Genomic DNA, 25888 nt, shown 5'->3' on the forward strand with positions numbered 1-25888 from the left:
AGTTATAATAGTAGTTGACTTATTTTACAATGTTAGCTACACTCATCACAGACAAAAGAATATACCTCGTTAGGTGAGGCTCCTGTACGGAGAAATGCTGCTGCCCAAAAATGTCCAAAGACGCCAATGGGTCAACAGGAATTATCGACATAAGGTAATTCTTAACGTAGCTGGTTTTAGAACCTATGCCGTACAGTGCTAAAGCTCTACGAATGGAGGGTATGAAGCGTTATTTAGTATGCAAAAAAACAAAAACACACCTTCCTTAAGGTGTGTTTTTTTTGTGCTTTTGTTGCAGCATAAGAGAGGGGGAATCAATCATGATTCAAGATATGACATACGAAGAAATCGTAGAAAGAATTTCGCATCTTCTGGAACAAGAAAAAACAAATGGTATTCAAGTAATTCTTGAAGAACTACAGCCTTATGATATTGCTGAAATATATGTGATGCTTTCAGAAGAACAGCGTCCTAAGTTTTTAGATGTACTTGAAACAGAGCAGCAAGCATCACTTATTGAAGAAATTGATCGCGACGAGCAACTTGAGCTTGTTGAACAAATCAATGTTAATGACCTTGGGGAAGTATTGGATTTAATGGACAATGATGATCTTGCACATCTTTTAGATGAAGTAACACCAGATGTGAAAGAGCAGTATTTATCAGGGATGACAACAGAAGAATCTACAGCAGTTCAGAAACTAATGGAATACGAAGCTGAAACAGCTGGACGGATTATGACCAACCGCTATGTTTGGATTCCTGAACAATATACTGTAAGAGAGACAGTAGACAAACTAAAAATTTTCGCCGAGCTTGCCGAATCCATTAACTATATTTACGTGATTAATAATGAAAAGCAACTCATGGGAGTTGTTTCATACAGAGATTTAATCTTAGCTGAGATGGATGAGAAAATTGAAGACATTATGTTTTCACGCGTTATTTCTGTTCCTGTAGAGATGGATCAAGAAGAAGTTGCGAGCATTATTGAAAGATATGATTTTCTAGCCATTCCAGTTGTTGAAGAAAATAATGTGCTTGTTGGGATTATTACGGTTGATGACATTATTGACGTTGTGATTCAAGAAGCGAACGAAGACATTGAAAAGCTTTCAGCAACAGGGAAATCAATCGATTTTGATACAAAAGTATGGATTGCTTCTTATCGACGCCTTCCATGGCTTGTTTTGCTTTTATTTGTTGGACTTATTTCAGGAAGTATTATTAGTCAGTTTGAAGAAACATTGCAAAAAGTTGTTGCCTTATCATTTTTTATGCCACTCATTTCTGGAATGACAGGAAATACAGGGACGCAGTCGCTTGCTGTTGTTGTAAGAGGTATTGTTGGTCAAGAAATGAACAAAGCAGTTGTTACTCGTCTTATCTTACGGGAATTTGGGGTAGGAGCTTTAATCGGAATTACTTGTTCTATTTTGCTTTTTATTATTGCTTATGTTTGGCAAGGAAGTCTTGTATTAAGTTTTGTTGTAAGTTCATCTCTTGTTTTTACCTTAATCATTGGAACACTTGCAGGAACTATTATTCCGCTCTTATTATCCAAACTAAAGGTTGACCCTGCAATTGCTTCAGGACCGCTCATTACAACGCTAAACGATATTTTATCACTGCTTATTTATTTTAAAATAGCTACAGTTTTCTTACATCATTTATTATAAAGAGGGGAAAAGAGTAAAAAGAAGAAAATTCTTTTTACTCTTTTTATTTTTTGACACTTTCTTCATTGACAATAAGAAGGGAGAGGAATATTATAATGTTAAAAGTTGCGTTAGGTAAAAAAATATAGTTGATCGAAAAATAGATAGTTTCGCGACAAATAAATGACTGAAGTAAAAAGGTGATAAAATGAGTGAACAGTTTATGGATAAAATAGATCCTGCTCAACATGTTTTAAGCGGAAAAACAAAAGGAATAAGACGTTTTCTTCCTTTTTTAGGCCCTGCTTTTATTGCAGCTGTTGCTTATATTGATCCAGGCAACTTTGCGACAAACATTTCAGCGGGATCTCAATATGGATACCTTTTGCTGTGGGTTATTCTGTTTTCCAATATTATGGCATTATTAATTCAAACGTTATCAGCAAAGCTTGGGATTGCAACAGGCAAAAACTTACCTGAAGTAGCAAGTGAGCGTTTTTCTAAATGGGTTTCCATTGGACTGTGGATTCAGGCAGAGCTTGTTATTATGGCAACAGATCTTGCTGAGTTTATTGGTGCAGCTTTAGGATTTAACTTGCTCTTTCATATTCCGCTTTTACCGTCTGCTTGTATTGCAGCTGTTGGCTCTTTCTTAATTTTAGAGCTGCAAAGACGAGGAGCCAGACACCTTGAGGCGGGGATTACCAGCCTCTTGTTCATGGTGGCCCTGTCATTTGTAATCGAAGTATTCTATGCAAAACCAGAACCAGGAGCAGTTATGCATGGTCTCTTTGTACCAGGACTAGAAGGAATGAATAGTTTATTGTTAGCTGTTGGAATTCTAGGAGCTACAGTGATGCCACATGCAATTTACTTACACTCAGGCTTAACTCAAAAAAGGGTTGTCGGAAAAAGTGAAGCAGAACGTAAAAAAATCTTTCAGTTTGAGTTTGTAGATATTGTTATTGCAATGGTTATTGCAGGAGCTGTCAATGCAAGTATGCTGATTGTTGCTGCTGCTTTGTTTTTCAAAAATGGTCTTCATGTAGAAGATATTGATGTAGCATACACTGAATTAGGAAATCTTGTTGGCCCAGCAGCTGCCGTTTTCTTTGGAATTGGTCTTTTGATTGCTGGTCTTTCTAGCTCATCTGTTGGAACGATGGCAGGGGATATGGTAATGCAAGGCTTTATTAAAAAACGGATTCCGTTATATGTTAGACGTTTTGTAACAATTGTTCCTCCTATTGTTATTATCGCGCTAGGGATTAATCCAACAAAAGCACTTGTAGTTAGCCAAGTGATTTTATCGTTTGGGATTGGTTTTGCGCTTGTTCCTTTAATTATGTTTACAAGCAATAAGAAACTGATGGGAAGTCTTGTGAACCGTCGAATAACAACGATTGTAGCATGGGGAGTAGCAGCACTTGTTATCGGTCTTAATCTTTTTCTACTTTTAGACTTTGTATAAAAAAAGCTCCCCCTGCATTCAGGGGGAGTTTCTTGTTTATTCTCTGAAAGTTTGAGTTTGCCGTCTCTTTTGTAGATTGTAAGTGGTCTAGCAGTAAGAAAGTTAAGTCTAGGCCCAACCAGTTGGCCAAAGATCAGATCCCCTAGCTCATGGATAAAAACCGCAATCAATCAAATTAAAAGCCCCGTGCATATAAAAGAGAGTGTGGGTGCAAATGATGGGGATGCAAAACTAATGAAAAGTGAGATAAGTCCAGCTCCTAATAGAAAAAACAAAGATCTTTTTAAAACTAGAATATTGATCAACCTTCCTTATAATTACTGTATTAATTTTCTTTATCTTCTATAATTAGGATAACATATTGTAGTATATTAGAAGTAGAGAGAAAATAAGTAGGGGAGAAGATAGAAATGATTAAAGTATTAGTAAATGAAGATGAAGTTTTATCTGCTTTTCCTGTTATAAATCAGTTGAGACCACATTTAACAATTGGTACGTATAAAAAAAGGGTTCAAGAAGCAAAGGAAGCTCATCAATATGAGCTAGCGGGAGTTTTTAATGAGGAAGGAGAAGTTGTTGCTGCAGCAGGATATATGCCTAAACTGACGCTTTATGATGGTCATTCTGTGTGGGTTTGTGATCTTGTTGTGAGTGAAAAGGAGCGTTCAAAAGGACATGGAGAAAGACTTCTACGTTTCGTTGAAGAAAAATCGAAAAAGTGGGGGTGTGTTAACATGACTCTTTCATCTGGATTACAGAGACACGATGCCCACCGCTTCTATGAAGAAAAAGCAGGCTTTGACAGAAAAAGCTATACGTTTAAGCGAGAATTTACATAAAAAGCCGCCCACCTTTATTGGTTGGACGACTTTTCATTTTCATCATCTAAAAATTTTTGTAAAGCTTCTTTATTTTTATCAATATCAAGAACAAGAGCAGCACCAATGCTACCACCTAGGTTTTCTTCAGTAAATCCGTCTTCTATAGGGAGGCGGAAGCTTTCAACTTCACGATTATCACTTGATAGAAACTCTTTAGCGATCCATGCAAGTTGTCCTGTGCCTAAATTGGTTTCAAGATTTGAATTGACGATGCCTGCTAGCTTCGGAATTTTTAAGATGTTTGTCACTTGAACTGCTTGATCCTTTAGTTTTCCGATGACTTCCTGCTGTCTTTTAACCCGCCCAAAATCGCTTTGGGCATCATGGCGGAATCGTACATATCCAAGAAGTTCCTCACCGTGAAGGGTTTGTTTACCAGGCTTTAAAGTCATATGAATACCATGTGACATTTCATATGGAATGTCTACTTCAATTCCGTCTGGAGCAATGGTGTCTACAATTTTTGGGAAGCCTTTGAAGTCAACAATAGCATAATAGTGAACATTCACTCCAAAATTCTCTTTAATTGTCTTTCGAAGAAGTTCTGGTCCGCCAATAGCGTATGCTGCATTAATTTTATTTTTGCCGTGACCAGGAATCTTTACATAAGAATCACGCATGATAGAAACTACTTTTGCTTTGTTTGTATCAAAGTTGTAGTGTGCGATCATAATGGTGTCTGTTCTCGGTGTTTCATCTCCTCTGGCGTCTCCACCAAGAATTAAAACATTTGTCCGTGTTGGAAGCTCATCAGCTCCTTTAAAATCTTGAAACTGATTAAGATTAGAATCAGAACGATCAAAGCCTTGTATGTATTGATAAATTGAATAACCTGCTACAACCAAAAATAGAAGCAATAAAATTCTTAAAAAATTCCGAGTTCGTTTCTTGCGATTTTTTCTTCTTTGCCTTCGTGCTTCTTGTCGCATGGATTCGCACCTCTTGCACTCTGAATAATAGTTTCTTTTTGTACATAGTTCTTTTGTACAGTATACCATATGTCGTAAACGTAGGAATATTTATCAATAAAATCAATTTCTTGATTGAATAACCCTGCTAATAAAAGGTCTATTTACCGATTGAGAACAATGTGTTCTTTTATTATTTTAAGAAGAGGAGAGAAATATACTTTATTTCTAATGCAAGACGTGTAATAAGGGGATAAAAAGGACATAAAAATCACTATTTTACATTTTAAGGATATACTTAGGTAAAAAGGATCATTTTTGAATTATCGATACTTTTTTATGTTATACTTTTCCTTCTTTCCCTTAAAATAGAGATAAGTCTGTAGTAGAATAGTAATAGAGTGAGTTCAAGGGGATGAACGTATGAACGAGTATTATATTGGACAGAAGATTAAAAATCTGAGAAAGAAAATGGGCTTAAGACAGTCTGAATTAGCTGAAGGCATTTGTTCTCAATCACAAGTGAGTAAGTTTGAAAAAGGAGAAGGCATCCCCTCTAGTATCATTTTATATCGTCTCTCTCAAAGATTAGGGGCGCCGATGGAATACTTTTTTGAAGAAAACTTAGAAGAGTATATTCAGCCTGTTAAGAAATTAATCCGTTATTATACTGATGAAACCAATTATAAGATGGTTTTTGATATTATTTCAAAAGAGAAAAAAACGGAAATGTATAAAGAAGATTTAGATTATCAGCAATTCCTACTTTGGCATGAGGGAATTTGTAGGCAGCATGTCTTTAGTGATTTTAAAAAATCCCAAGATTTATTAAATGGGGCATTAGAACTTTCAGATTTAGCTAAGCCGAGTTCCTCTAATAGAAAAAGTGAAATATTAAATAGCTTAGCTATCATTCATGCTCATAATGGGGACCTTGATAAAGCAATAACATTCCATAATAAAGCAATAGAAGAGTGGGAAAAATTGGATTATGTCCATGATCCTACGATTTATCAAAAACTTCTATTTAACCAATCTAAATCTTTAGGTGATGCAAGGGAATACAAGAAATCGCTAGAAAAGGCTGAAAGAGGACTGAATGTTTGCTTGCAGAATAATTCTTTATATCTTTTTGCAGAGCTTTGGTATGAGAAGGCAGAAGTTCTAATGTTTTTGGGAGAAAAAGAGCAAGCCTTAGAAGCATTTCAGCGTTCTGAAAGCTTTTTTAGGCTGCAGTCAAATACCGTTTATGCCGATGTTGTAAGAGAAGATATAGAAGAGTTTTTTGGTAATCAATAAGCTTTATTGATTAAATATATTGAACTAAAATATAAGGTATAAAAAGGAGAGAACAAAAATTATGAAAAAGAAAATTGCTTTAACAGCTGTCTTTGCAGTAATAGCATCAATTGTAGTTGCAGGAGGATTTATGGACAACACACTCTTAGAATTAACAAATCATCAAGCAATCCAAACTGCTGCTGAGTATCGTCATTAATAAGCAAGGAGAGAAAAGAGAGGAATAATATCCTCTCTTTTTTTTACGAAAGAATACGGAGGATTAATCATGTCTTTTACTCTAAAACCATTCAACAACCTAACCCCAAAGGAACTTTATGCGATTTTAAAAGCACGCATTGACGTTTTTGTTGTGGAACAGAACTGCTTGTATCATGAAGCAGATGATAAAGATCAAGAGTGTTACCACTTATTTAAAGAAGAAGATGGGATCATTGCTGCCTATGTACGGATTTTACCGAGAGGCGTCTCATATAAGGAAGCATCAATTGGACGAGTGCTTGTTTATAAGGATTTTAGGGGAAGTGGCTTAGGCTATGAGGTTATGGAAAGAGCTCTTAAATTTTTAGAAGAAGAGCTTTGTGAAACAACGATAAAAATTCAGGCTCAAGCTCATCTAGAGAAATTCTATGGAAGCTTTGGATTCCAAGCCATTACATTACCATATGATGATGAGGGAATTCCTCATGTTGATATGATTAAAAAATAGATGAGTTTCTACTTCTTTTAAAAAGAGTTTAATTCTTGAACAGTTTGTAAAAAATACTATAAAAGCATTGTCACTAGATAGAAACCTCTATAAAATTAAAATGAACCTAATGTAAAAGTAAAACTTAAGAGAGAGTTGGGGGGAGAAAACGTGGATTTATGGGAAATCTTTTTTAAAGCACACCAGGGTTCTTGGGGAGTACTTGTTGTACTTTATCTTATAAGCTATATCTTTAGTAAACAGAAAATCACACATATGATTTTACGTTTATTTTACGTAATCATGCTTGTATCAGGTATTGGAATGCTTGCACTTGGCGCATTGCAAACCGTATTTATCGTAAAACTTGTTATTGCAGTTCTTGCAATTGGACTAATGGAAATGACGATTTTAAGAAAGAGAAGAAACGAACCAACAGGTGCTTTCTTTATTTTATTGATTGTTCTTGTGGCAGTTCTTGTATCAATAGGATATGGATATATTCGCTTCTAAAAAAGCTAGCTTAGCAATTGCTAAGCTAGCTTTTTTATTAAGGCACTTCATGTCCCATTGAGCTTTGTAAGATTTCAAACCATTGTTCAGTTGACATGGAATAATTTAGAGCATCTACAGCGTTATGAATCCGTTCTTTCTTGCCTGAGCCCACAATTGGCATAATGCGGGCAGGATGAGCAAGAAGCCATGAGTAGATGACTTTATCAACCTCTGTGATTCCAAGCTCTTCTCCGACTTTTTTTAGAGTAGTGTGAAGGCGGAGTGATTTTTCATCCTGTTCAGTAAAAATGCTCCCACCACCAAGTGGTGACCAAGCCATTGGGGGGATTCGTTTCTCTTGGCAAAGATTAAGTGTTCCATCTAGAAAATTTTCTAAGTTGGAAGGAGACAGTTCAAGCTGGTTTGTGACAAGTGGAAAGTCAAGGTAAGATTCAAGCATACGAAACTGATGATCTTTAAAGTTTGAAACCCCAAAATGACGCACTTTTCCTTCACGATGAAGAGTTGAAAAAGCTTCAGCAACTTCTTCCGAATTCATGAATGGATCTGGTCTATGAATGAGTAACAAGTCAATATAGTCGGTTTTAAGGGCTTTCAATGAGTTATGAGCAGATAATAAAATGTGCTCATAACTTGTATTATAGTAATGTGAAGTATGTTGAGGGCGTTGCTTTGATGGTAAGACAATCCCGCACTTTGTGACAAGCTCTATCTTGTCTCGAAGAGAAGGTTTAAGAGAAAGGGCTTCCCCAAATCTTTCTTCACAAAGGTAACTTCCATAAATATCTGCATGATCAAACGTTGTAATACCTTCATCTAAGCAATATTCAATAAGTTCGAGTGTTTCTTTTGATGAGTATTTCCAATCTTCTAACCGCCATAATCCATGAATAATACGAGAAAATGATAAATTTTCAGCAATTTGTATTCTCTCCATAGCTATTCCTCCTTAGCAAGACTCTTTTTTCATTATCTCTGAATCCTTGTTTTCTGACAAATGAAAACTTGTGGCCAAGATGTTTAACGAAAAAGTGAAAAGAATAAATGTGTATGGATCCTTTTCAGAAGAGAGAGAATAGAAACTTGAAGAAGGCAGAGAAAAATGTGACAATCAATACATGAGCATATAATCATATAAAGGAGGAGAGAGAAATATGGGGCATGATCATAGTCATCATCATACAAATAACAAGAAAGCGTTAACGCTATCCTTCTTTCTCATTTCTTTTTATCTAGTAGTAGAAGTTATTGGTGGAATCATGACAAACAGTCTAGCTTTACTTTCTGATGCTGGGCATATGCTAAGTGATGCTGTCTCTTTAGGTCTTAGTTTGTTCGCGATTAAGGTGGGGGAGAAAAAAGCAACAAATACAAAAACATACGGATATAAACGATTTGAAATATTAGTTGCTTTTTTAAATGGCCTTGCTCTTATTTTTATTTCACTTTATATTCTTTGGGAAGCTTTTCATCGTCTTTTGACTTCTCCTGAAGTGATGAGTACAGGAATGATCATCATTTCATCAGTAGGGCTTGTTGTAAACATTGTAGCTGCCTTTCTGTTAATGAAAGGAGATCATCATGATAATTTGAATGTAAGAAGCGCATTTTTGCACGTTTTAGGAGACTTGCTCGGCTCAATTGGAGCGATTGTGGCAGCTGTCCTTATTTTACTATTTGGATGGAACTGGGCAGACCCTGTTGCAAGTATTATCGTTGCTTGCCTTGTTATTGTTAGCGGGGTAAGAGTGACGAGAGATTCGTTTCATGTCTTAATGGAAGGAACGCCGTCCAACTTAAATACTGAAAAAATTAAAGAGAAATTACTAACAATAGATGGAATTAAAGAGGTGCAAGATCTTCATATATGGTCAATTTCTTCAGATTTTCCAGCTTTGAGCTGTCATATTGTAGTAGAAGATTTTAATCGATATGAGCAAATTATGACAGAATCTAAACATATATTGAGTCATGCTTTTCATATTGAACATACGACAATTCAAGTTGATAAACACCAAGGTATCTGTGGTCACTGCAATTAAAAAAGAGAGGAAGAATTTCCTCTCTTTTTTAATGGTGCTGTGCATGTTCAATTGCTTGTTGTAGCAAATCAATAACATGTTTGTCATCATGTGAATAGTAAAGGGTTGTTCCTTCACGACGAAATTTAACTAAGCGTAAGTTTTTTAAAAATCGAAGCTGATGGGAAACTGTAGATTGAAGCAGCGATAGTTTTGCAGCGATATCTGACACAGAGTGTTCACCTTGAAAAAGTAGATGTAGTATCCGTAGGCGGGTTGGATCTGATAAAGCCTTGAATGTTTGGGATACGATAAAAAGCGTTTCTTCATCAATATCCAAATGAGTTTGTTCTTGCTCATGTTCGCTCATCGTTTTCGCTCCTTTATTGATCTCTTCTTTATTATAAGAAAAGAATGGCAAAGGAACAAACGAAAAAGAAGAAATGTGAATGGTTTACAAAGAAAATAAAAAAGAGGACAATAAAAAATGAAATAACAGAAAGAATGTGATACATATTGAAAAATTCTATAGCTGTAGCTGTTGGAGGGGCTTTAGGGGCATATTTGCGGTTTGTTACAACTCTTTGGATTCCACACAGCAGCTTTCCATATCACACATTTTTTCAAAATATAGTTGGAAGTTTTGTATTAGGAGCGCTGACAGCTTATTTTAGTTTGCGAACGTCAAGAGAGTGGATTAAGGTAGGGCTTGGCACAGGGGTTTGTGGTGGGTTTACAACGTTCTCTACCTTGGCTTTTGATGCCGTATTTTTAAAAAGTACAGAGGAGTTTCTTCTCTACATTAGTATTTCTCTTGTATTCGGGCTTCTTGCTGTCTTTTTAGGAGCTAGGTTTGTAAGAAAGTTTGTGGAGGAACGAGGTGTAAGTAAGTGAGTGCACTTTTTGTGATAGTTGGAGGAAGCATTGGTGCACTTTGTCGCTACTGGCTTGGCCTTATTTTTCTAGCCTGGACTAAAAAATCAAAGATGCCATTATCAATGCTTATTGTGAATGCGCTTGGAGGACTAGGACTTGGCGTATTTTATCATTTTGCTTTTCCTTTATCTTCAACAAGCTCTCTCTATCTTTTTGTAGCCGTAGGGTTTTTTGGAGCATTTACGACCTTTTCAACATTTAGTGTTGAGGCAATGGGTCTTCTTCAAAAGAAAGCATACTCTTTGTTTTTTGTTTATATTTTGCTTTCTTTTGCAGGAACAATTGGGCTTTTTTATTTAGGATTTTACGGCATGTAAAAAGAGCGGGGGAATTCCGCTCTTTTTTAGTGTGAAAGAAATTTATCATATCCATAAAATTCATCTTCTTTTCCTTCAAAATACATTTCTCCAACCTTTTGAAAGCCTTTGCGCTCAAAGAGTTTTTGCGCGGGCTTATTTAAAGAAGATGTATCTGTTTTTAAATAGGAAATGCCTTGTTCTCCTGCAAGATGTTCTAAGAAGTCCATAAAAGCAGAAGCAACGCCTTTTCCTCTTACTTCTGGATTTACAAGAAGACGGTGCAAGACAAGTGCCTTTTCATCTGAGCGCCACTTTATTTGTTTGTACGGTTTTCCCTCAACCATATCAATAGTCGCTGAACCAGCAATTTTTCCTTCTTCTTCTTGAACATATAGAGTGCCGCTACGAATATCTTCTTTAAAAGATTCTTCCGTTGGGTATGTTTCATCCCACTGGTTGTTTCCTTCGGCATGCATCATTTTAATGGATTGCTTTGCTAATGCTGCGATCTCAGGGATATCTGTTAGCTGTCCTTTCCGCACTTATCATCACCTCCGATATTAGGATAACCAAATAAGAGAAGAAACAAAAAAGATTTGCTTAATGATTTCATTTACAATTATATACAAAAGTGATATCATAATGATATAAATTGAATATTAACAAAAAGGAGTGGTGAAATGAAGGAAAAGAAAGCATTGTATATGAATGGATATCTAGGGGTAGTCGTCCTTCTTCTTCTTTTAGCTTTTGCTGTTGTTTCATTTGCTGAAGAAAATGTAATTCTTGCTATTATTCTTGTTGCTGTAGGAGCAGTATTAGCTACAGGCATTACAATTGTGCAGCCAAATCAGTCAAAAGTGATTATCTTTTTTGGAGATTACTTGGGTTCGATTCGTGATAGTGGATTATTCATGACGATTCCTTTTAGTACAAGAAGAACCGTTTCTCTGCGCGTACGCAACTTTAATAGCAAGCGTTTAAAAGTAAATGATGTAGAAGGAAACCCAATTGAAATTGCTGCTGTTATTGTATTTAAAGTTGTTGATGCAGCTAAAGCAGTATTCGATGTTGATCAATATGAAGAATTTGTTGAAATTCAAAGTGAAACCGCAATACGTCATGTTGCCACAAAATATCCGTATGATACATTTACAACAGAAGAAATTACGTTGCGTGGAAATGCTGATGAAGTGTCAAAAGAAATGGCACGGGAGCTTCAGGAGCGTTTATCTGTTGCTGGTGTTGAAGTAATTGAAACAAGACTAACTCATCTTGCTTATTCAACAGAAATTGCTAGTGCAATGTTACAGCGTCAGCAAGCTTCAGCTATTTTATCAGCTCGTAAGAAAATTGTTGAAGGTGCTGTTTCGATGGCTCAAATGGCTGTTGAACAGCTTGATCGTGATCACGTTTTAGAGCTTGACGAAGAGCGGAAAGTTAACATGGTCAATAATTTAATGGTGGCGATTATCTCTGATAGAGGAACGCAGCCAGTCATTAATACAGGTAGTCTTTACTAGTTTTATGGCTAAGAAAAAAAACTTTCCGCTGCGAATTGACCCAGAACTTCATAAAATCCTTGAGCGCTGGGCGCAGGATGAGTTTCGAAGCGTGAATGGCCACATTGAATTTTTGTTACGTGAAGCAGTAAAACGCGCTGGAAGATTAAAAAATAATGAATACAAGGAAGAATAGGCTTGTCATTTCTTACTAGTTTGTTATAATGAAGGAAAATTATATAAAACATCATCACTAGGGGTGCTATTGTGAATAGCTGAGACGGAAATATATTTCTGAACTCTTTGAACCGGATCTGGTTTGTACCAGCGTAGGGAAGTGTGGCAAACGTTTTTTAATAATCTAAAAATGTTTATTCAAACCACCCTTACGCTTGTATGGGTGGTTTTTAGTTTTCTAAAGAGGTGAAATTGTGGCGTTTTTATATGCGGTAACATCTGGAGAACAGCCTTTTGAGAAGATAATTCGAAATATTAAATCTATTGATCCGTACGTAGAACTTATTCAAATTAGAGAAAAGAAAAAGACAGCTTATGAGCTTAATGACCTTATTGATTCCATACTAAAGCAAGGAATATCTCCTGCTAAATTAATTGTGAATGATCGCGTCGATATAGCGTTAGTAAGAGGATTAAGGGGAGTTCATCTTGCTTATCATAGCTTAAGCGTTAAAGATGTGAAGAAAGCTTTTCCACACCTTTATGTCGGAAAGTCTGTTCATTCGCTAGAAGAAGCAAAGCAAAGTGAACAGGATGGAGCTGATTACGTTGTTTTCGGTCATTTATATGAAACCTCTTCAAAAAAAGGAAAAAAGCCTCGCGGCGTACAGGAATTAGCTCAGATTGTTGAAGAACTATCTATCCCTGTTATTGGGATTGGAGGCATTAATATAAGCAACATAGGAGAAGTGAAAGAAACGAATGCTGCAGGCATTGCACTTATGTCCGGTTTGTTTCAAACAGAAGCTCCAGGTGAAACAGCTAGAGCTTGCTGGAATTTATTAAATGGGAGCGAGCATTGTGAAAGAGTATGATGTAATAATCATTGGAGGCGGTGTGATAGGCTGTTCCATTGCATATGAGCTTGCAAAACAACACAAACAGGTCGCTGTTTTGGAGCAAGGAGAAATAAGCAGTGGCGCTTCAAGAGCTGCTGCGGGCATTTTAGGAGCACAAGCTGAAATTGATGAAGAAGGTCCTCTCTTGCAATTGGCGTTAAGCAGCCGAGAACTTTTTAAAAATCGTGTGAACGAACTGAGAGAAGTAACTGGCATTGACGCAGAACTTATCGAAAAAGGAGTATTAAAAGTAGCAACGACAGAGGACGGGCTCGAAGAATTGAAGAGGAAATTTAGCACATATAAAAAATGGGATCCGTCTGTTGAATGGTTAACAACAAGTGAACTGAAAAAAAGAGAAAAAATGCTTTCTTCAACAATTAAAGGTGGGATTTCCTTACCGAATGACGGGCAGCTTAATGCTTTTAAATATACAAAAGCTCTGGCATATGGCACAGCTGTTTATGGAGGAGATCTCTATGAGCACTGTCATGTTTCTCAGATTATTGAAGAAAATGGGTTTGTTAAAGGAGTTACTACGTCACAAGGTACTTTTGCAACTTCATCTGTTGTTGTCACAACAGGAGCATGGACAAGCAAGCTACTTCCATATGTAACAGAGAAAAAGGTTTATCCTGTTAAAGGAGAGTGTATGCTTCTTAAATCAAACAAACCGATATTAAAGCATACCATTTATACACCAGAAGCTTTCTACATCGTTCCAAAAGCAGGAGGAAAGCTTTTAGTTGGCGCAACAAGAACACCGCATACATTCGATAGAGATGTTACGTTTGGAGGGATGAGCAAGCTTTTTGAAAAGGCGAAAGAGCTAATACCTGAACTTTCTCACTCTGTTTTCTTAAAATCGTGGACAGGTCTACGTCCTCAAACAGATGATGGATGGCCTTACTTAGGGGAAAGTCCTTATATGAAAGGTTGTTTTTTAGCATATGGACATTACCGAAACGGCATTTTACTCAGTGCTAAAACAGGAGAATTGATGAGAGATCTTATTAACGGTACTCAGCCAAAAGAGCATTTTTTTAACGCTTTCTCACCGGAAAGAGCTTACTCTTTGAAAGGAGGATAAAAGATGAACTGCAAGATAAACGGTGAAAATGTTAAGGTAGAGCCACATATTAGTAATGTTTCTGAACTTTTAGCAGCATATGGAATGGAAAACAAAATATTAGTTGTAGAGAAAAATGGAACAATCTTAGAAAAAGAAGATCACATAAACGAAAATATTCAAGATGGAGACACATTTGAAATTGTGTCATTTGTTGGAGGAGGATAATAATGTTGAAAATTGGTTCTTATTCATTTCAATCACGTTTACTATTAGGTACAGGAAAATTCCCAAACTATGAGATTCAGAAAAGAGCAGTTGAGGCTTCGGAAACAGAAATTTTGACGTTTGCAGTTAGAAGAATGAATATCTTTGATCAGGCACAACCAGATTTGCTAGAAGAGCTTAACGTTAAAAATTATACACTATTACCAAATACAGCGGGAGCGAAAACAGCTGAAGAAGCTGTTCGGATTGCTAAACTAGCCAAAGCTTCTGGGCTTTGTGATATGGTAAAGGTTGAAGTAATCGGCTGTGACAAAACGCTTCTTCCAGACCCTGTAGAAACATTAAAAGCAAGCGAAGAGCTTTTAAAAGAAGGATTTACTGTGCTACCATACACTTCAGATGATGTTGTGTTGGCAAGAAAGCTAGAGGAATTAGGAGTACATGCAATTATGCCAGCAGCAGCTCCAATTGGTTCAGGACAAGGAATCATTAATGAGCTGAACTTAAGTTTTATTATTGAACAAGCAAATGTACCTGTTATTGTAGATGCAGGGATTGGTACAGCTTCTCATGCAGCACGCGCAATGGAACTAGGTGCAGATGGGGTTCTTTTAAATACAGCTGTATCAGGAGCTAATGATCCAGTTTTGATGGCAGAAGCAATGAGAGATAGTATTATAGCTGGGCACAAAGCATTCAGAGCAGGTCGTATTCCAGCGAAGCGATATGCTACAGCGAGTAGCCCAAAGGAAGGGATGACAGTTAGTTAATGACTCGTTACTCAAGACAAGAGCTTTTTGCTCCAATTGGAAAGAAAGGACAAGGGAATATTGCAAAAAAACATGTGCTTATGATTGGAGCAGGAGCACTTGGTACCGGCAATGCTGAAGCGCTAGTACGGGCAGGAATTCGTAAACTTACCATTGTTGACCGAGATTACGTAGAATGGAGTAATCTTCAACGTCAACAGCTTTACACAGAGCAGGATGCGAAAGAGCAAACGCCAAAAGCTATTGCTGCTAAAAAGCGACTAGAACAAATTAATAGTGAAGTAGAAATAGAAGCACATACGCTTGATGTTACTTCCCTTGAATTAGAAAATCTCTTAAAACAAGATTCTGTTGATTTAATTATGGATGCTACAGATAACTTTGATATTCGCTTTATTATTAATGATATGGCTCAGCGTGAAAACATTCCGTGGATTTATGGAGCATGTGTTGGAAGCTATGGTCTTTCATATACTATTTTACCTGGAGAGACTCCTTGTCTACATTGTTTAATGAAGACTGTTCCACTTGGCGGCGCAACATGTGATACAGTTGGAATTATAGCTCCCGCTGTTATGATGGTTACGGCTTATCAAGTGGCAGAAGCAATGAAGATTCTTGTAGAAGATTTTGAAGCCGTTAATCGTAAACTTGTTTCATTTGATTTATGGAAAAACCAGCAAACAGCTATTTCCGTTGACAAGCTAAAAAGAGATGACTGCCCGTCTTGCGGCGTATCTCCACTATATCCACATCTGAAGTATGAAAACCAGCTTAAAACAGCCGTGCTTTGTGGGAGAGATACGGTTCAGATTCGCGTCCCGAAAAGAGAAGAAGTAGACTTAATGAGAATTGAGAAAGACTTGAGTTCAACACATACCGTAAAGCGTAATCCATTTTTACTTTCTTTTGAAGAGGGAGACATCCGCATTGTCCTTTTTAAAGATGGACGCGTATTTTTACATGGTTTGAAAGATATTAAGGAAGCAAAGAAAGTTTATCACCGTTATTTTGGATAGATTAATTGACTAAAAATTAAAAAAAATCTAGAATAAAGCTATCTTATATTTAGAAAACGATTTTGTTGTAGAAGAGATAAAAGTCATCATCTTCTCATACAGTAATAAAGTCGTTTTCTTTTGAAAGATAGGTAAGGGCATCGCTTTAAAAGACGATGTCTTTTTTTATGACGAATATTATCCATAAAATAACAGAAAGGAGAGAAGGTATGTTTTCAGTTTTAGGTAAACTATCATGGTTTTTTAAAAAGTATTGGAAAAGGTATACAAGCGTCCTGCTCTTGCTGCTTTTAGCCAGTATTTTAGATGTCCTGCCACCTAAAATACTTGGAGTCGTAATCGATAGCATTGGTGCAGGCACATTAACTGCTCCCTTTTTAGAAAATAGAATTGTCTTTCTAACGGTCATTGCCATTATCGTTTATATCATTACATATATTTGGATGCGTCAGCTTTTTGGAGGCGCTAATATTCTTGAGCGCGTTTCACGAACTAAGCTTATGAAGCATTTTTTAAATATGTCTCCTCCTTTTTATGAGCGTAACCGAACAGGAGATTTAATGGCGAGAGCAACAAATGATGTGAAAGCAGTTGCTGCAACAGCTGGATATGGAATTTTAACACTTATTGATTCAACCGTTTTTATGCTTACAGTTCTTGTCATGATGAGTGTAACAATTAGTTGGAAACTTACAATTGCTGCTGTCCTTCCTTTACCGATTATGGCTCTTTGTATTAGCAAACTTGGTACAAAAATTCATCATCGTTTTATTAGAGCACAAGATGCTTTTGGGAAAATGAATGATAAAGTTCTGGAATCTGTAGAAGGAGTACGGGTCGTTCGAGCTTATGTTCAAGAAGAACATGAAATAAAGAAATTTCATGAGATGACAGAGGAAGTTTACAACCGAAATCGCGAAGTAGCTCAAATTGATGCCCTTTTGGCACCGCTTGTAAAAATTTTAGTTGGTGTAAGCTATTTAATTGGGCTTGGATATGGAACATATCTTGTTTTTCATAGAGAGTTAACATTAGGTGAGCTTGTTTCGTTCAACGTTTATCTTGGAATGATGATTTGGCCAATGTTTGCCATTGGAGAACTCATTAACATAATGGAGCGCGGAAATGCGTCTGTTGATCGTGTAAATCACATTCTCCAGCAGAAAGAAGATATAAAAAATAATGCTATTCTTCAGCACGTAGAAGTGCCAGCTCCAATTGAATACAAGCATTTATCTTTTTCTTATCCTACATCACAAAAACCTGTTTTAAACCATATCTCATTTACGGTCTATAAAGGAGAAACGGTTGGGATTGTTGGGCGAACAGGAAGTGGGAAAACAGCTCTTATTCAACAGCTTCTTCGTCAATACCCGCTTGGCTCAGGAGATCTTTTAATAGGAGATGTACCAATTCAGCATATTGCTTTAGAACGTTTGCAAAGCTGGATTGGATATGTACCACAGGAGCATGTTCTGTTTTCAAAAACAGTAAAAGAGAACCTCTTGCTTAGTAAAGAGACAGCAAGCGATGAAGAGGTAGAAGAAGCAATAAAATTGGCTGCTTTTGATAAGGACATCCCGTTTTTAAGCAAAGGACTTCATACGCTCGTTGGCGAAAAAGGAGTGGCGCTTTCAGGAGGGCAAAAACAGCGTTTATCAATTGCAAGGGCTCTTTTGCGTAATCCTCAAATTCTTATTTTAGATGACTCTCTATCTGCTGTTGATGCAAAGACAGAAGAACAAATTATTCGCAATCTAACGAAAAAACGACAAGGAAAAACAACATTTATCATTACGCATCGTTTATCAGCAGTTGAGCATGCTGATCATATTTTAGTCCTTGAAGATGGGCGCATTGTCCAAGAAGGAACACATAAGGAACTGAAACAACGAGAAGGATGGTACAGAGAGCAGCACATAAGGCAGTATCTAAAAGAAGAAAGCGAGGTGAAAGGATGAAAACAGCAAGGCGTTTATGGAACTATGCGTTAACACAAAAAAAACTTATTATACTTTCTCTCCTCATGCTAATTGTAGCCGTTTCCTGTGAGCTTTGCGGTCCATTTCTGGCTAAACGAATGATTGATTATCATATCTTAGGAATTGAAAAGGGATGGGTCGAAGTAGCTGAAAAGGATGGAGCAGTTCACTATAATGATGCATGGTATGAAAGGCGAGACAGAGTCCCACAGTACAAAAATAGTGACGTTGCAGAAGTTCTATTAGTTGGGCGTTCTTATTACTTTGTTCCTGAAGAAGTTCAAAAAGGTGGCGTTCGCTCTGTTGAAGATGGAATCTTAATAGTAAAGAGTGATAAGGAAGAGAGTCAATATAAAGCCGAAAAGTTAACAGGAAGTGAAGTGCTTTCTTTTTATAAGGAAGAAACAAAACCAATTGTTTGGTTAATGAGCATGTATTTTTTCCTTCTTGTTGTAGCATCTGTACTCCACTTTGGTCAGCGTTACTATTTGCAGGTTAGTTCCCATCGCATCATTCAGAAGATGAGAGAAGACGTTTTCTTTCATACTCAGAAGCTTCCTGTATCGTATTTTGACCGTTTTCCAGCAGGACAGATTGTTTCACGCATCACAAACGATACAGAAGCGATTAGAGAGCTTTATGTGACCGTTCTTGCGACGTTTGTAACAAGTATCGTCTATATTATAGGGGTTTTTGTTGCGCTATTTATTTTAGATCCGAAACTAGCTTTGGCCTGTTTTGTCATTTTCCCTATTCTTTTCATTTGGATTGTTCTTTATCGTAAGTTTGCTTCTTTCTACAATTACCGAATCCGAACAAGAATTAGTGAATTAAATGGATCTATTAATGAATCAATTAACGGAATGACTATCATTAGAGCCTTCGGAAAACAGAAGACGTTTCAAAAAGAATTTGAGCATATTAATAGAGATCATTTTACTTATCAAAACAAACTCAACTCTTTAAATGCCTTAACATCGTATAATCTTGTGGGCTTTTTACGAAATATTACGTTCGTTCTTATTATCTGGTATTTTGGGGGAGGATCTATTAATGGAGAAAGCATCATAACAATTGGAATTTTATATGCTTTTGTTGATTACATTAATCGCCTCTTTGAGCCACTTACAGATATCGTTAATCAGCTTTCTAATTTAGAGCAAGCCCGCGTTTCTGCCTCTCGTGTGTTCGAATTTTTAACAGAAAAAGAGGAGAAGTATGAAGTTGGAAAAAGAAAGAAGTATGTAGGAGAAGTAGCTTTTCATAACGTTTCATTTGGCTATAAAGAAGGAGAGGAAGTGCTGCATAACATTACGTTTAAAGCACAGCCAGGAGAAACAGTGGCGCTTGTTGGACACACTGGATCAGGTAAAAGCTCTATGATGAATATCCTTTTCCGCTTTTATGATGTTCAAAAAGGGAAAATCACCATTGATGGAGAGGATATATCAACAATTTCAAAGCAAGAACTTCGAAAAAACATGGCTATTGTTTTACAAGACCCCTTTTTATTCAGCGGAACAGTTAAGGAAAACATCACGCTTAATGAACAAAACATTGATGATAAAAAAGCCTTTCTTGCTATTGAAGCTGTAGGGGGAGAAGGTATTATACGAAAGCTAAAAGGCGGGATGAACGCACGCGTCGCAGAGAGGGGCACAATGTTTTCAACAGGAGAAAGACAGCTTCTATCATTTGCTCGTGCTCTTGCTTTTAATCCGTCTATCTTAGTTCTCGATGAAGCAACAGCAAATATTGATACTGAAACAGAAAGCGTTATTCAGCATGGCCTTGATGTTTTAAAGAAAGGAAGAACAACGTTTATTATTGCTCATAGACTTTCAACGATTAAAGAAGCAGATCAGATTCTTGTTTTAGATAAAGGAAGGATTGTAGAGCATGGAAATCATGAGGAACTGATGCAAAAAAGAGGTATCTATTATGGGATGTATAAAACGCAAAAAGGAGAAGCAAGTTAAAAAAAGGGAAAGCACATTGGCTTTCCTTTTTTTAATAGCAAATACCAACACGGCAGTAAGGATAATTGCTTTCTAATAGCTCGTTGTAAACGAATTTCGCTGTATCTCCTGCTGTAATCAGCTTTCCGTCTTTTGGTAGCATGTTCTTCTCAGCTCGAATCACTTGGTCTGTTTCTCCTCCATCTGGAAGATATGTTGGACAAACAATAGTCCATTTTAAAGAAGTATCAGCGAGAGCTTTATATACTTTCAGATGTTCTTCAGCTGCTCGAGATGTTTTCCGTTTTGACTCACTTGATTGGAATCGATACAAAGCAGGTTGCAGGCGAGATTGTAATATCCCTGCTGTTCCAACTGTGACAATTTTGGAAAGATCATATTCATACATTGCTTCAATAATGTGAGGTATTGCAACACTTAATGTTGTACCACCATCTGTGTTAAGCGCACTTAATATGGCATGAGTATCTCTTATTGTATTTTTTACATCTTGACTATTTTTAGCATCGCCTTTCACTATTGTAAGAGACTTATGAGCTTGTTTTATGCGACTTTCATCTCGAACAAGTGCAGTAACTTCATGTCCTTCTTCAAGAAGTCTATTAAGAAGGGAAGAACCAACTCGACCAGTTGCTCCGAATAAGGCAACTTTCATTTTATTCACCTCTTTGACTTAAATTTAATGTTTTTTAGCTTATCATACAGCCAAGAAGAATGTTGTAAAAGAAAAGGCTCTTTTCTAGAAGTTAAATGTTTATTATGTATACTGGTGTCGAATCTACACTAAGATTGTACTACTTTGTTACTTTTTTGTACATTTTTAGGGGGGCTGAAAATTGACGATTAACGGGAAATCCAATATAAGTAAAAAACAAAAAGAGCCCTAAGCAACCTTAGGGCTCCATATCCAATATCATTCATTTGTAGAGGGAAATCAATCTTTAAATTTATTTGTAGCTTCCACCAAGTTGTTGCTCAGCCATTTGTACTAAGCGTTTTGTGATTTCGCCACCAACAGATCCGTTAGCACGAGAAGTTGTGTCTGCACCTAATTGTACGCCAAATTCACTAGCGATTTCGTACTTCATTTGTTCAAGAGCTAATTCTGCACCAGGTACAACCAGTTGATTAGTATTGTTGTTACGAGTTTGGTTTTGTGGCATTATTACTCATCTCCTTAAAATTGTTTAAAATGGTTGGGTTCACTGGAATTGAACCAGTCTGATAGAGGAACCAACTTCCTGTAACCCAGTGTGTAAATGTTTGTTTCTGTAAGTTTGTACTCCTAGTATGAGAGACTATAAACAATACTATGCATATCTTTTATTTGGTAAATATTACAATAATGAAAGGGTGGATTTTACTAAGAGTAATGCGAAACATTTTCGAACATATTAGAGGTAAATAAGGAATAGTGAGGGGAAAATGATGTGTCCACTTTGTAATGGATTTAAAGAATGTGATTATATTTGTTCAACATGTGGTCATCTTTTAAAAGATATGGGAAGAACAACAGATTATTTAGATGAATACAGTGCATACGTAGACTTTGACGATACTAAAAATGTTGACGGAAAAGTAAGTCATGCATGCTGTCATCTTCTTTATTGTGAAAATTGTAATCATGAACAAAAGGTGTTTCTTTAGGTTAAAGCACACTTTACATTAAACAAATCATACTTCCACATAGAAAATAACTTCTTAGTGTTGTTTACATTTGCAGGATGACGTTAAGCTTGTCCTTAAGGCGATAAGAAATATTTCTTCACACAGAACATGTCTTTCAAAATAAAAAGAAATGTTTTTATCAGTTACAGTTTTATTCCACGTTGGGTTATTGCTATATGTATAGGCACCAGAGAGAGGGGTATCCTGCTTTTTACAACTTTTATATGTTGTGCATATTGTTTGTAAATATGCTCTAATTTTAGAGCCGTTATCTATGTAGAGGCTAAAAGAGAAAAAAGTCTCTTTTAGCTTTTGTTATCTAACATAAATATGAAGAGGAAAATTACAAAAATGAAAGTTCGATAAATAAATTATGCAAGTTTTCAGCACCTTTTGTTCGGATGTGTTCTTCATCAAAAATCATTGGTTTTGCATTTAGTTCAAGTACATAATACCGATTGTCAGGTGTTTTTAACATATCAATTGAAAATTCTCCAACAAAAGGGTGAAGCTTTATAAGCTGTTCTCCACAGTAGTGAGCAATTTCCTCTACCTGCTTCATGTTAATCTCTTGGTGAATATTTTCAAATGGAATAATTTTCCCCCCTTTTGGAACGTGCGTTGTCAAAGATTGAGTTCCAGCTTGCCTAACACCAATTCCACTTATAAGAAACTTATCAGCTGATCGGTGCATAAGAAGGCGGAGGTCATATCGTTTGTCTTGAAAAGAAGCCGAAGGAAGTGCTTGTTGCAGAATGACTTTGTTATGTTTATGAGCAAGCTCTGTTTCATAAAAATCGTTAAAAGTTTGATATGTTCGTGTTTCGATAAAGTCTTCAACAACATAGAAATTTTCTTTTACATCTACTATGAAAATTCCTTTTCCCTTTCGGCCGTGAATTGGTTTTACATAAATTTTCTTATGAGTTTTTAAAAAATGTTGTGCTTCGTGCTTTGACGTAAAGAACAAAGTAGGAGGAATATGACGTTTTAAAAAAGGATGAGAATTTAAAATGTCATGCATATCTTCCTTTGAAAAAAACGCTTTATTGAAGAATGGAATGTTATATTTCTTTAAAGTTTTAAATAAGCGCTGAACCTTTTTTTTCTGCTCATATTTTCTAGAAGAAATACGGTTATACACAACGTCAGGGAGCGGCACTTTTATTTTTTTCCATTTTTCTTGATAGAGAATATAGCCAGAAATATAGTCGTCTTTAAAAGACTCGGCAGTGAAGAAGAATGGAAATGCACGACTGTTAGTGAGAAAGGTATGAAGATGAAGAAAATATTCATATGGTACTTCTTTATTTGTTTTAAGTTGGCGAGGCGAGATTAGAATACCGATAAGAGGACCGAGACGATTTTGATACAATTTAACAGAAAAAGAGTAGGAAAAAGGGTCACTATCATATGCTTTTTGTAACATCTTTTTACCAAATAAAAGAGAAGAAGCTTCTTTGTGGAAAAAGCATTCTTTCTCTTTATTATAATAGAGGAAAGTCATAGGATTACAGCCTCTGTTCTTTCCAAAGATTCCTTCGTTAAGAAAATTGCAAAAGCGTACAGCATTTGGCGTGTTTTCACGTCTTGCTCATGAAGGATAGGATACTTAAAAATAGAGCGCCCTGGTCGCGAATTTGCTTCGAAAAGATATAATTCTTCATTTGCATCCATTCCAAAATCAAACCCAATTTCCCCAATCGTTCCATCTAACGTTTTTTGAAGATGTTTACTAAGCGTTAAAGCAGCTTCTGTAAGTTTCTTCTCGACCGCTTCAGTGCGATCTTTAAAAACGTCTTCTAGTTTTTTCACATAGCCACCATTTCTAAGATGTGTTGTGATTGCATCTTCTCCACTTACTTTAATTGCTATTGCCGTAACTTCCCACTTTCCATCCTCATTTCGGTTTGTATGAACTCGAAAATCAAAAGGACTATTATTGTAAGATAATAATGACATTTTCTTTTGAATAATATAAGGTTGTGCTTGTTTATGCTTTTTCAAGAAGTTAATGAGCTTTTGGAAAGAAGAAAAAACTTTGTTTTGATCTAAATCCTTACTTTCACAATGATATCCTTCACTTGTTGCTTCAATAACAAACATTCCTTTTCCTAAGCTGCCATGAATAGGTTTTACATATACATGGCCATAAGAGCTAAGCATTACTTTTAGATCAGAAGGGGTTGAAAAAAGCCTTGTTGGCAAGAGCCATCGACTCTCTAATTTTCCTAACGATTGATACGTATCCCATTTGTTAAAAAAGGTCGGGTTAAACCAAGGAATATCATATTCTTTTTGAAGTTTTTCTTTTACTTTAAGAAGTGTATTGTCTTGTTCAAGTTTACGATTAGGAAGGCGATCATATATAACATTTGGAAATGGAACCTTATGTTTGATCCATCCGTTTCTACCGTAAAAGTACCCTGTTACAGTTCCTTCGGTGAAGTCTAAATCAGAATGACTAAAAATGAAAGCGGAACACCCTTTTTCCTTTGCACTTGTTAAGAGTTTGGCAAAAAACAGTGAACGTTGAGCAACTGGACGAAGCATAGAAGAGGTGAATCCAGCTGTGAAAATACCGACGAGAGGACCGATATATAGAACATGATCTTTCACAAAAAGATGAAGCGTTACTTTTGATTTCGGGAAGGACAAAGCTGTTGCAAGATCTTGTGAAATTAATAAAGTAGGTTTTTCATGAAAACGAATTTGACATGATACCATTTTTGTTCCGTATGCAATTCTTTTAATATCGTTCTTTTTAAAACGTATAGGAGCATACACGATTTGTGAGGAAGCTGTTGTAAGATGAATATCTACTTTTTCAGGCACGCTGCTCAACTCCTTTTCTCTGTTCTAGAAAGCAAATATAAGCAAATGGTCGATCATAAATTTGCTCAAGTTCTTTTTCTTGTAAAATTGAAGAAATTTTTCTGCCTGGTTTTGAATTTATATCAATTACAAAAAGGCGACCATCTTTTGTAAATGCAATATCAATTCCAAGTTCAAAAAGAGGGCCAAAAGCATAATCAAGCGTCTTAGGCAAAGTTTCCACAATATCTTCTAATGCTTTTTGCACAGATAGTCTAGTTTTATGGTCATAAAGGTAGAGGCTGTCAATGAAAGACGAAATCTCTCCACCTTGACTTAAATTTGTTAACAGCGTTCCTTTTTTTCCTTTTCGAATAGCTCTCACACTCTCAATCCAGGTCTCATTCTTTTTCTGTACGAGAAGGCGTATATCAGATGGTGAACCGCTCCATTGCATATTAAGGTATGGTTGAATAAGATAACTGTCTGTAAGAAGTTTTCCGTATAGCCAACTTATAAACTCATCATGTGCTGAAAAAGAATTCACGTTCACTTTGCCACTATCTTGTGTATAAACGTGAATTTTCTCTTGGAGTGTAATAAACAAAATCCCTCTTCCACCGCTTCCACAAAGCGGTTTTAACACAATCTCTCGGTCTGTTTTCAATCTCTCATATACCTCAGTCGGTGTGTTTGGAAATGTTGTATATGGAATATAAAAAGAGAGGCTTTGATGCTGCTGTAAAGCGCTGAAAACCTCCTTTTTATTTGGGAGACCATAGCCAAGAAATAATATATCATGTTGATTTTTTAGCATTCTCATGTTTCGTTTAGCTCTCATTGAACTTCTGTCATTTTTATAAAAGCATCTGTCATAAAGATAAGAGGGGATAGGAAATACGTCTTCAACAAAATCCTGTTCTAAATGGTCATATCGAAGTCCATGAACATTCTTGTCTTCTATCGAATAGCTGTCAGGCGTAAAGCGATAAAAGGTGATGTTGTGAAGGTGAGCACGTTTAGCAAGCTTATAGGCGTAGTCTTTTTCTTGTTGAAGAGATAATGTGATAAACCCTAATGAAGTCATCGTCTTCACTCCTTTTG

General features: G+C 36.3%; 29 protein-coding genes and 2 riboswitches. Of the genes, 20 read left to right on the forward strand and 9 right to left on the reverse strand.

Annotated features, from left to right (window positions below; all coding sequences use genetic code 11):
- The first annotated feature begins 58 nt into the window (after positions 1-58).
- A riboswitch (M-box (ykoK) riboswitch) is annotated at positions 59-225 on the forward strand.
- Positions 226-320: 95 nt separating this feature from the next.
- The 3 genes from mgtE to BM012_RS14085 all read left to right on the forward strand — a co-directional run bounded on the left by mgtE (position 321) and on the right by BM012_RS14085 (position 3968).
- Positions 321-1679, forward strand: coding sequence for a magnesium transporter (mgtE, locus tag BM012_RS14075; protein WP_061803207.1), 1359 nt, complete (start codon positions 321-323; stop codon positions 1677-1679).
- Between the two features lie 187 nt (positions 1680-1866).
- A complete protein-coding gene (locus BM012_RS14080; protein ID WP_061803208.1) occupies positions 1867-3129 on the forward strand; it encodes an Nramp family divalent metal transporter in 1263 nt (420 codons plus the stop codon).
- A 410-nt stretch (positions 3130-3539) separates the two neighbouring features.
- Positions 3540-3968 (forward strand): GNAT family N-acetyltransferase, encoded by a 429-nt coding sequence (locus BM012_RS14085; RefSeq protein WP_061803209.1) that lies wholly within the window; start codon positions 3540-3542, stop codon positions 3966-3968.
- Between the two features lie 14 nt (positions 3969-3982).
- Here BM012_RS14085 and BM012_RS14090 read toward each other — a convergent pair whose 3' ends face one another.
- The gene (locus tag BM012_RS14090) at positions 3983-5008 is read right to left on the reverse strand and encodes an LCP family protein (RefSeq protein WP_372491554.1); all 1026 of its coding nucleotides are present in this window, start codon (positions 5006-5008) and stop codon (positions 3983-3985) included.
- 333 nt (positions 5009-5341) lie between these two features.
- Between BM012_RS14090 and BM012_RS14095 the strand changes: the two genes are divergently transcribed.
- From BM012_RS14095 to BM012_RS14105, 4 genes are all read left to right on the forward strand, one after another.
- Positions 5342-6217: a helix-turn-helix domain-containing protein gene (locus tag BM012_RS14095; RefSeq protein WP_061803211.1), complete on the forward strand. Its 876-nt coding sequence runs from the start codon at positions 5342-5344 to the stop codon at positions 6215-6217.
- A 61-nt stretch (positions 6218-6278) separates the two neighbouring features.
- Positions 6279-6416, forward strand: coding sequence for a hypothetical protein (locus BM012_RS26440; RefSeq protein WP_161939285.1), 138 nt, complete (start codon positions 6279-6281; stop codon positions 6414-6416).
- Positions 6417-6485: 69 nt separating this feature from the next.
- Positions 6486-6926, forward strand: a complete 441-nt coding sequence (locus BM012_RS14100; protein ID WP_061803212.1) for a GNAT family N-acetyltransferase — start codon at positions 6486-6488, stop codon at positions 6924-6926.
- Between the two features lie 150 nt (positions 6927-7076).
- The gene (locus BM012_RS14105) at positions 7077-7418 is read left to right on the forward strand and encodes a DUF1516 family protein (RefSeq protein WP_019393946.1); all 342 of its coding nucleotides are present in this window, start codon (positions 7077-7079) and stop codon (positions 7416-7418) included.
- 37 nt (positions 7419-7455) lie between these two features.
- Here BM012_RS14105 and BM012_RS14110 read toward each other — a convergent pair whose 3' ends face one another.
- On the reverse strand, positions 7456-8358 hold the full coding sequence (locus tag BM012_RS14110) for an aldo/keto reductase (RefSeq protein ID WP_061803213.1): 903 nt from the start codon (positions 8356-8358) through the stop codon (positions 7456-7458).
- 217 nt (positions 8359-8575) lie between these two features.
- Here BM012_RS14110 and BM012_RS14115 point away from each other — a divergent pair, with 217 nt between their 5' ends.
- Positions 8576-9463: a cation diffusion facilitator family transporter gene (locus BM012_RS14115; protein ID WP_061803214.1), complete on the forward strand. Its 888-nt coding sequence runs from the start codon at positions 8576-8578 to the stop codon at positions 9461-9463.
- A 28-nt stretch (positions 9464-9491) separates the two neighbouring features.
- Here BM012_RS14115 and BM012_RS14120 read toward each other — a convergent pair whose 3' ends face one another.
- A complete protein-coding gene (locus BM012_RS14120; protein WP_019393943.1) occupies positions 9492-9812 on the reverse strand; it encodes an ArsR/SmtB family transcription factor in 321 nt (106 codons plus the stop codon).
- Between the two features lie 146 nt (positions 9813-9958).
- Here BM012_RS14120 and BM012_RS14125 point away from each other — a divergent pair, with 146 nt between their 5' ends.
- Positions 9959-10336, forward strand: coding sequence for a fluoride efflux transporter FluC (locus BM012_RS14125; RefSeq protein ID WP_061803215.1), 378 nt, complete (start codon positions 9959-9961; stop codon positions 10334-10336).
- A complete protein-coding gene (gene crcB / locus BM012_RS14130; RefSeq protein WP_061803216.1) occupies positions 10333-10695 on the forward strand; it encodes a fluoride efflux transporter CrcB in 363 nt (120 codons plus the stop codon). Before BM012_RS14125 ends, crcB begins: the two co-directional genes overlap by 4 nt.
- 26 nt (positions 10696-10721) lie before the next feature.
- Here the strand turns inward: crcB and BM012_RS14135 are convergent, their stop codons facing one another.
- Positions 10722-11219 (reverse strand): GNAT family N-acetyltransferase, encoded by a 498-nt coding sequence (locus BM012_RS14135; protein WP_061803217.1) that lies wholly within the window; start codon positions 11217-11219, stop codon positions 10722-10724.
- Between the two features lie 138 nt (positions 11220-11357).
- Here BM012_RS14135 and BM012_RS14140 point away from each other — a divergent pair, with 138 nt between their 5' ends.
- From BM012_RS14140 to BM012_RS14180, 9 genes are all read left to right on the forward strand, one after another.
- Complete coding sequence (locus BM012_RS14140) at positions 11358-12200, forward strand: SPFH domain-containing protein (protein ID WP_061803218.1); 843 nt, start codon at positions 11358-11360, stop codon at positions 12198-12200.
- 4 nt (positions 12201-12204) lie between these two features.
- Complete coding sequence (locus BM012_RS14145; RefSeq protein WP_064504959.1) at positions 12205-12375, forward strand: type II toxin-antitoxin system antitoxin; 171 nt, start codon at positions 12205-12207, stop codon at positions 12373-12375.
- A 49-nt stretch (positions 12376-12424) separates the two neighbouring features.
- Positions 12425-12532: riboswitch (TPP riboswitch) on the forward strand.
- 78 nt (positions 12533-12610) lie between these two features.
- A complete protein-coding gene (gene tenI / locus BM012_RS14150; protein WP_061803219.1) occupies positions 12611-13231 on the forward strand; it encodes a thiazole tautomerase TenI in 621 nt (206 codons plus the stop codon).
- Positions 13218-14345 (forward strand): glycine oxidase ThiO, encoded by a 1128-nt coding sequence (thiO, locus tag BM012_RS14155; RefSeq protein WP_061803220.1) that lies wholly within the window; start codon positions 13218-13220, stop codon positions 14343-14345. The genes tenI and thiO overlap by 14 nt, the downstream gene beginning before the upstream one ends.
- A gap of 3 nt (positions 14346-14348) precedes the next feature.
- A complete protein-coding gene (gene thiS, locus BM012_RS14160; RefSeq protein ID WP_061803221.1) occupies positions 14349-14552 on the forward strand; it encodes a sulfur carrier protein ThiS in 204 nt (67 codons plus the stop codon).
- A gap of 2 nt (positions 14553-14554) precedes the next feature.
- Entirely contained in the window at positions 14555-15322 is a 768-nt protein-coding gene (locus BM012_RS14165; RefSeq protein ID WP_061803222.1) for a thiazole synthase, read from the forward strand.
- Positions 15322-16341, forward strand: coding sequence for a thiazole biosynthesis adenylyltransferase ThiF (locus BM012_RS14170; RefSeq protein WP_061803223.1), 1020 nt, complete (start codon positions 15322-15324; stop codon positions 16339-16341). Before BM012_RS14165 ends, BM012_RS14170 begins: the two co-directional genes overlap by 1 nt.
- Positions 16342-16550: 209 nt before the next feature.
- Entirely contained in the window at positions 16551-18302 is a 1752-nt protein-coding gene (locus tag BM012_RS14175) for an ABC transporter ATP-binding protein (RefSeq protein ID WP_061803224.1), read from the forward strand.
- Positions 18299-20302 (forward strand): ABC transporter ATP-binding protein, encoded by a 2004-nt coding sequence (locus BM012_RS14180; RefSeq protein WP_061803225.1) that lies wholly within the window; start codon positions 18299-18301, stop codon positions 20300-20302. The genes BM012_RS14175 and BM012_RS14180 overlap by 4 nt, the downstream gene beginning before the upstream one ends.
- Before the next feature lie 31 nt (positions 20303-20333).
- Here the strand turns inward: BM012_RS14180 and BM012_RS14185 are convergent, their stop codons facing one another.
- Together BM012_RS14185 and BM012_RS14190 are read right to left on the reverse strand one after the other, a co-directional pair.
- On the reverse strand, positions 20334-20957 hold the full coding sequence (locus tag BM012_RS14185) for an NAD(P)-dependent oxidoreductase (RefSeq protein ID WP_061803226.1): 624 nt from the start codon (positions 20955-20957) through the stop codon (positions 20334-20336).
- A gap of 292 nt (positions 20958-21249) precedes the next feature.
- On the reverse strand, positions 21250-21465 hold the full coding sequence (locus BM012_RS14190) for an alpha/beta-type small acid-soluble spore protein (RefSeq protein ID WP_019393929.1): 216 nt from the start codon (positions 21463-21465) through the stop codon (positions 21250-21252).
- 265 nt (positions 21466-21730) lie between these two features.
- On the opposite strand from BM012_RS14190, the gene BM012_RS14195 reads away from it, so the two are divergent.
- On the forward strand, positions 21731-21949 hold the full coding sequence (locus tag BM012_RS14195; protein ID WP_061803227.1) for a hypothetical protein: 219 nt from the start codon (positions 21731-21733) through the stop codon (positions 21947-21949).
- 364 nt (positions 21950-22313) lie between these two features.
- Here BM012_RS14195 and BM012_RS14200 read toward each other — a convergent pair whose 3' ends face one another.
- From BM012_RS14200 to BM012_RS14210, 3 genes are read right to left on the reverse strand one after another with little or no spacing between them, the layout of a single operon-like run.
- Positions 22314-23477 (reverse strand): YheC/YheD family endospore coat-associated protein, encoded by a 1164-nt coding sequence (locus BM012_RS14200; RefSeq protein WP_061803228.1) that lies wholly within the window; start codon positions 23475-23477, stop codon positions 22314-22316.
- Positions 23474-24805 carry a YheC/YheD family endospore coat-associated protein gene (locus BM012_RS14205; protein WP_061803229.1) on the reverse strand — a complete coding sequence of 444 codons (1332 nt, stop codon included), beginning with the start codon at positions 24803-24805 and terminating at the stop codon, positions 23474-23476. The genes BM012_RS14200 and BM012_RS14205 overlap by 4 nt, the downstream gene beginning before the upstream one ends.
- Positions 24798-25871 (reverse strand): YheC/YheD family endospore coat-associated protein, encoded by a 1074-nt coding sequence (locus tag BM012_RS14210; protein ID WP_061803230.1) that lies wholly within the window; start codon positions 25869-25871, stop codon positions 24798-24800. Before BM012_RS14210 ends, BM012_RS14205 begins: the two co-directional genes overlap by 8 nt.
- Between the last annotated feature and the right edge of the window lie 17 nt (positions 25872-25888).

The sequence above is a fragment of the Priestia endophytica DSM 13796 genome (assembly GCF_900115845.1).
Taxonomy (GTDB): Bacteria; Bacillota; Bacilli; order Bacillales; family Bacillaceae_H; genus Bacillus_I; species Bacillus_I endophytica.

Excerpts from the sequence above, each read along its gene's own strand:
- mgtE (WP_061803207.1), top strand. The coding sequence starts at position 321 with ATGATTCAAGATATGACATACGAAGAAATCGTAGAAAGAATTTCGCAT.
- BM012_RS14080 (WP_061803208.1), top strand. The coding sequence starts at position 1,867 with ATGAGTGAACAGTTTATGGATAAAATAGATCCTGCTCAACATGTTTTA.
- BM012_RS14085 (WP_061803209.1), top strand. The coding sequence starts at position 3,540 with ATGATTAAAGTATTAGTAAATGAAGATGAAGTTTTATCTGCTTTTCCT.
- BM012_RS14090 (WP_372491554.1), bottom strand. The coding sequence starts at position 5,008 with ATGGTATACTGTACAAAAGAACTATGTACAAAAAGAAACTATTATTCA.
- BM012_RS14095 (WP_061803211.1), top strand. The coding sequence starts at position 5,342 with ATGAACGAGTATTATATTGGACAGAAGATTAAAAATCTGAGAAAGAAA.
- BM012_RS26440 (WP_161939285.1), top strand. The coding sequence starts at position 6,279 with ATGAAAAAGAAAATTGCTTTAACAGCTGTCTTTGCAGTAATAGCATCA.
- BM012_RS14100 (WP_061803212.1), top strand. The coding sequence starts at position 6,486 with ATGTCTTTTACTCTAAAACCATTCAACAACCTAACCCCAAAGGAACTT.
- BM012_RS14110 (WP_061803213.1), bottom strand. The coding sequence starts at position 8,358 with ATGGAGAGAATACAAATTGCTGAAAATTTATCATTTTCTCGTATTATT.
- BM012_RS14115 (WP_061803214.1), top strand. The coding sequence starts at position 8,576 with ATGGGGCATGATCATAGTCATCATCATACAAATAACAAGAAAGCGTTA.
- BM012_RS14120 (WP_019393943.1), bottom strand. The coding sequence starts at position 9,812 with ATGAGCGAACATGAGCAAGAACAAACTCATTTGGATATTGATGAAGAA.
- BM012_RS14140 (WP_061803218.1), top strand. The coding sequence starts at position 11,358 with ATGAAGGAAAAGAAAGCATTGTATATGAATGGATATCTAGGGGTAGTC.
- BM012_RS14145 (WP_064504959.1), top strand. The coding sequence starts at position 12,205 with ATGGCTAAGAAAAAAAACTTTCCGCTGCGAATTGACCCAGAACTTCAT.
- thiS (WP_061803221.1), top strand. The coding sequence starts at position 14,349 with ATGAACTGCAAGATAAACGGTGAAAATGTTAAGGTAGAGCCACATATT.
- BM012_RS14165 (WP_061803222.1), top strand. The coding sequence starts at position 14,555 with ATGTTGAAAATTGGTTCTTATTCATTTCAATCACGTTTACTATTAGGT.
- BM012_RS14170 (WP_061803223.1), top strand. The coding sequence starts at position 15,322 with ATGACTCGTTACTCAAGACAAGAGCTTTTTGCTCCAATTGGAAAGAAA.
- BM012_RS14175 (WP_061803224.1), top strand. The coding sequence starts at position 16,551 with ATGTTTTCAGTTTTAGGTAAACTATCATGGTTTTTTAAAAAGTATTGG.
- BM012_RS14180 (WP_061803225.1), top strand. The coding sequence starts at position 18,299 with ATGAAAACAGCAAGGCGTTTATGGAACTATGCGTTAACACAAAAAAAA.
- BM012_RS14185 (WP_061803226.1), bottom strand. The coding sequence starts at position 20,957 with ATGAAAGTTGCCTTATTCGGAGCAACTGGTCGAGTTGGTTCTTCCCTT.
- BM012_RS14190 (WP_019393929.1), bottom strand. The coding sequence starts at position 21,465 with ATGCCACAAAACCAAACTCGTAACAACAATACTAATCAACTGGTTGTA.
- BM012_RS14195 (WP_061803227.1), top strand. The coding sequence starts at position 21,731 with ATGTGTCCACTTTGTAATGGATTTAAAGAATGTGATTATATTTGTTCA.
- BM012_RS14200 (WP_061803228.1), bottom strand. The coding sequence starts at position 23,477 with ATGACTTTCCTCTATTATAATAAAGAGAAAGAATGCTTTTTCCACAAA.
- BM012_RS14210 (WP_061803230.1), bottom strand. The coding sequence starts at position 25,871 with ATGACTTCATTAGGGTTTATCACATTATCTCTTCAACAAGAAAAAGAC.